The sequence below is a fragment of the Blautia sp. ZXY-1-C6 genome (genome assembly GCF_056339875.1).
Genome location: NZ_JBWJVQ010000290.1, coordinates 1 through 4863 on the forward strand (window position 1 = coordinate 1; position 4863 = coordinate 4863).

The 4863-nt window shown below is 44.8% G+C and carries 4 protein-coding genes; 1 reads left to right on the forward strand and 3 read right to left on the reverse strand.

Annotation, left to right across the window (positions count from 1 at the left end; genetic code table 11):
- On the reverse strand, positions 1–1471 hold a 1471-nt coding region (locus AC075J_RS17990), incomplete at its 3' end, for a PD-(D/E)XK nuclease family protein (protein WP_476390578.1).
- 103 nt (positions 1472–1574) lie between these two features.
- Between AC075J_RS17990 and AC075J_RS17995 the strand changes: the two genes are divergently transcribed.
- The gene (locus AC075J_RS17995; RefSeq protein ID WP_055057270.1) at positions 1575–2012 is read left to right on the forward strand and encodes an FMN-binding protein; all 438 of its coding nucleotides are present in this window, start codon (positions 1575–1577) and stop codon (positions 2010–2012) included.
- 61 nt (positions 2013–2073) lie between these two features.
- Here AC075J_RS17995 and AC075J_RS18000 read toward each other — a convergent pair whose 3' ends face one another.
- Together AC075J_RS18000 and hslO are read right to left on the reverse strand one after the other, a co-directional pair.
- Positions 2074–3990, reverse strand: coding sequence for an NAD(+) synthase (locus AC075J_RS18000; protein WP_118569608.1), 1917 nt, complete (start codon positions 3988–3990; stop codon positions 2074–2076).
- A 58-nt stretch (positions 3991–4048) separates the two neighbouring features.
- On the reverse strand, positions 4049–4863 hold an 815-nt coding region (gene hslO / locus AC075J_RS18005), incomplete at its 5' end, for an Hsp33 family molecular chaperone HslO (RefSeq protein ID WP_476390579.1).

Sequence of the window (4863 nt, forward strand, 5' to 3'; positions counted from 1 at the left end):
ATGAATCAGTAGGGAGAGCATAAACATGAATCCGGCAGTACTCTTCCACTGTCTTCTTCCCGGAACCAAATCCCTGCGCAAGTTCCCTTACTTCTTCCGCAAAGATTTCTCTGATCTCATTCAGTTCCTGTATCTTCTCCGCTTCCATTCCTCTGTACACACGAACCCATTTTTCAGACCATTTCTTATATCCACGGATTCCCAGCGCCAGCACGTAATTCTCCAGCTTATCAGCCTGTTCTCTGGTAACTTCTGACATCCCGCATCTGAGATAACGGAAAACACTCTCATAAGGAAATCCCTGTACCGCCATCTCCATGGCAGCGCGCAGATACTCCACAAAAGGATTCATCATTACCGAATGCTTCTCATCAATAAAATATGGAATATCTGCCTCCTCAAATACCTGTGCTGCAAGTCTTGCATATTCTTCCAGATTTCCTGTGATCACTGCAATTTCACCATAGCGGTATCCGCAGGTACGCACAAGTTCTGACATCCTTCTGGCAGCCTCCCGCATTTCTTCCAGGGGGGATGGCGCAGTAAATATTTTTATCTCCTGCTGTTCTTCGGCATACACGCCCTTTCTGTAACGGAAGATATTTTTCTCCAGAAACTGTAAGGCAGGTGCCTGTGCAAACCGGGACTGTCCGGATGGTTTCAGATACACTGGATCCTCCAGATTTCTGGTCAGCCCTGCAAGTGTCCGTATCATCTGCTTGCTCATAAAGAAAAGCTGATAAGGTTTTCCCGGAGAAAAAGCATCCTCCCGTTCGTCCATAGTCACAGTAACACTTATGCGGTCAGCAATGACCAGAAGTTCCCTGAGCACATTGACCTGAATTGGCGTGAATCCGGTAAATCCATCAAAAAGAAATTCCGCTCCCTTAAGTTTTTCGGAAAAAGGAAGCTGTTTAAGCAGGACATCCATCACTTCTTCTCCAGTCATATAATGCCCCTTCAGGAATTCCCTGAATGACTGATAAAGGATTCCCACATCCTTAAGCTTCATTTCAAGTAATGGCTGATCTTTGGCCTTCTCTTTCATTTCTGCCAGATTCTCTTCTCTGATATCATACTGCATAAATTCTGACACCAGAGATTTCACCTCATCCAGATATCCCGGCTTATTCATCTGGCTTCCCAGATAGGCAAGTTCCCTTCTGTGCTGCTGCACCATTTTCTGCAGCACCATGCTTTTTCCCGTATCTTCCAGAACCTTTCTGTTATCTCCGCCGGTTTCTTCAAATACACGGTACGCAAGACGTTCAAAGCTCAGGATGTCAATATTCAGGATTCCTTTTCCCGGGTGCATTTCCACCAGCGTCTTCTGTGTCTGCATGGTAAACTGCTCCGGAACAATAATATAGTAATTTCTCTCAGGGTGTTCCATGGACTCCCGGATTACTCTCTCATATGCAAAATAAGACTTTCCGGCACCGGAACTGCCGATAATAAACTGTAATGACATTCTTCTCTCCTTACTGTCGGTTACTCACATTCGTTGTTTCAGTATATCATAATTTAATCACTTCTGTAATAGAATATACAAAACCATCCAGGAGGCGTGTACCATGAGTGCAAAAACAAAAATCATAGTCCTACATATGAAGGAAGTTATATACACCGGCATCTTTCTCCTTCTTGCTGTCATCCTGGCTATTGTACTTTTTTTCATGTTTGGATCCGGTCAGAAAAAAAGTGCCTCAGCCGATGCCAAAAGCCTGTACAAACCGGGAATTTATACTTCCTCCATCGACCTGAATGAAAACACCTTTGACCTGGAAGTAACTGTTGACTCTGACAGGGTAACTTCCATCCGTCTGGTAAATTTAAGCGAAAGCACCGCAGCCATGTTTCCTCTCATGGAACCGGCTCTGGAATCACTGGCCAGCCAGATCTATACCTCCCAGTCGCTGGAAAACATCCAATATTCCGAAGATCAGAAGTATACTTCCATGATTCTTTTGAATGCAATTGAAACAGCACTGAAAAAAGCGGAGAACAACTGATCGTTCTCCGCTTCGCCATGTAAAATCACGCGGATAAAATCCTCCACTCCGCTATGCGATTCTAAATATCCATATTTTCAAGCTGCTCCAGCCATACCCCTGCACTTGCATCACTTGGCATTCTCAGATCACCTCTCGGTGAAACCGCAACGCTTCCCACCTTCGGGCCATCCGGAAGACAGGAACGTTTAAACTGCTGTGCAAAAAATCTCCAATAGAAGGTTTTCAGCCATTTGAAGATTGTCTCCTTATCATACATTCCTTCAAAAGTCTCACATGCCAGCCTGTAAATTTTCTCCGGTTCAAATCCTGCACGAAGCATATAGTACAGATAGAAATCGTGAAGTTCATAAGGTCCCACCAAATCTTCTGTCTTCTGTGCGATCTTGCCATCCTTAGGCGGCAGAAGTTCCGGACTTACCGGTGTATCCAGAATATCAAGAAGAACCTCTGTCAGCTTCTCATCTTTGCAGGTGTCCGCATAATAACGTACAAGATGACGCACCAGAGTTTTCGGCACTGAAGCATTCACGCCGTACATGGACATATGGTCACCATTGTAGGTTGCCCATCCCAGAGCCAGCTCAGACAGATCTCCTGTTCCCACCAGAATCGAGCCATCCTGATTTGCACTGTCCATCAGGATCTGCGTTCTCTCTCTTGCCTGGCTGTTCTCATAAGTCACATCATGCACAGACGGATCATGAGCAATATCCCTGAAATGTATATTTACTGCTTCTTTGATATTGATCTCACTTAAAGTCGCACCCAGACACTGACTTAATTTGCAGGCATTCTGATAAGTTCTGTCTGTAGTTCCAAAGCATGGCATGGTAATACAGTGGATATCCTTTCTGTCCGCACCGGAAAGGTCAAAGGCTCTTGCGATCACAAGCAGTGCCAGTGTGGAATCCAGACCTCCGGAAAGTCCCACTGTTGCCTTATGACAATGGATATGATCCATACGTTTCTTAAGTCCCATTGCCTGAATATTCAGGATTTCATCACAGCGCATATCCCTTTCTTCTTTTCGTGAAGGTACAAAAGGATACTGTGAATATTTTCTGGTCAGTTTTGTCTCTTCCACATTCAGATGGAAGCTCACTTTAATATGATCACTGTCGTCAGCCGGCTGATAAGTAGTCAGTCTTCTTCTCTCATCGTTCAGCCTCTGCACATCAATCTCACTGCATACAATACCATTGTGGAAACGTTTTCCTTCCGCAAGGATCACTCCATTCTCTGCGATCATATTTTGACCGCCAAAGACCAAATCCTGTGTAGACTCACCTTCTCCTGCATTTGCATATACATATCCGCACACCAGACGTGCAGACTGTCCGGAAACAAGATCTCTGCGGTAGCTGTCCTTTCCGACCATCTCATTGCTGGCTGACAGATTCACGATCAGATTCGCTCCTGCCTGTGCATGGAGAACGCTTGGCGGCAGTGTCACCCATAAATCCTCACAGATCTCTGCTGCTGCCACAAGCTCCGGCTCCTCCTCACAGATAAAAAGAATATCTGTTCCGAAAGGAACTCTCTTTCCCTCAATATCCACATATTCCAGACAGCCAAGACCTGATGCAAAATGGCGCTGCTCATAAAATTCTCCATAGTTTGGAAGATAAGTTTTCGGAACCAGACCAATGATCTCGCCTCTGTTTAAAACTGCTGCCACATTATATAATTTTCCATGATTTCTGAAAGGCACACCTACAAAAACAAGGGCATCCACATCAGCAGTTTCCTTTGTGATCTTCAGCAAAGTTTCCCAGGCGCTGTCGAGAAGACGTCTCTGCAGGAAAAGATCCTGACAGGTATAGCCTGTGATACAAAGCTCCGGAAAAGTCATAACCTTCACATGTTCTTTCTCCATCTCATGGATCAGTCTGATAATCTCACTTCCATTGGCATTGCAGTCTGCAACTGTGATATAAGGTGTTGCGGCTGCTGTTTTGATATAACCGTTTTTCATTTTCTACCTCTTCTTCTCTGTGCTCCGGCAGATCCATCTGTCAGTACATTGGCATCTCTTATTTACATTTACGCAGGATTTCTTTCAGTTCTTCCACTGTAAATTCATAATTCTTATTACAGAAATGGCAGTTCATCTCAATGGACTTACCTTCCTGGATCATTTCATTGAGTTCTTTTCTTCCGATGCTGATCAGGGCTTTCTCCACTCTTTCTCTGCTGCAGTTACAGTAAAATTCCGTAGGAACTTTCTCATTGATCTCCATGTCAAAGCCCTCCAGGACTTTCTCAAGCAGACTCTCAGGAGTATGCCCCTCTTCCAGAAGATTTGTGACAGATGTGATTTTCTGTACATTTTCCTCAAGCTTAGCAATTGTGCTTTCTTCTGCAAACGGCATCAGCTGCACGATAAATCCGCCAGCCTGACGTACTGTATTGTCTTTATTCATAAGAACTCCGAGACCAACTGCTGACGGTACCTGTTCACTTGTAGCAAAATAATAGGTAAGGTCTTCTGCGATCTCACTGGTCTGAAGCGCAACCTGTCCAACATAAGGCTCTTTCAGTCCCATATCCTTGATCACATTCATAAATCCTATACCGACAGCACCTGCAACATCCAGTTTACCCTTGCTGTTTGCCGGGATACATACATCAGGATTTCCCACATATCCCTTTACACGACCTTTGGAATCTGCAGTTACTGTAATTCCTTCAAGTGGTCCTCCTGCCTTAATCTGAAGTGTAAGGATATCCTTATCCCCCTTCATCATGGTCCCCATCATAGCACCTGCTGTAAGCAGACGTCCCAGTGCTGCTGTGGCAACCGGACTTGTATTGTGATCCTGTCTCGCTGTTTCTACTGTTTCTGTAG

Excerpts from the sequence above, each read along its gene's own strand:
- AC075J_RS17995 (WP_055057270.1), top strand. The coding sequence starts at position 1,575 with ATGAGTGCAAAAACAAAAATCATAGTCCTACATATGAAGGAAGTTATA.
- AC075J_RS18000 (WP_118569608.1), bottom strand. The coding sequence starts at position 3,990 with ATGAAAAACGGTTATATCAAAACAGCAGCCGCAACACCTTATATCACA.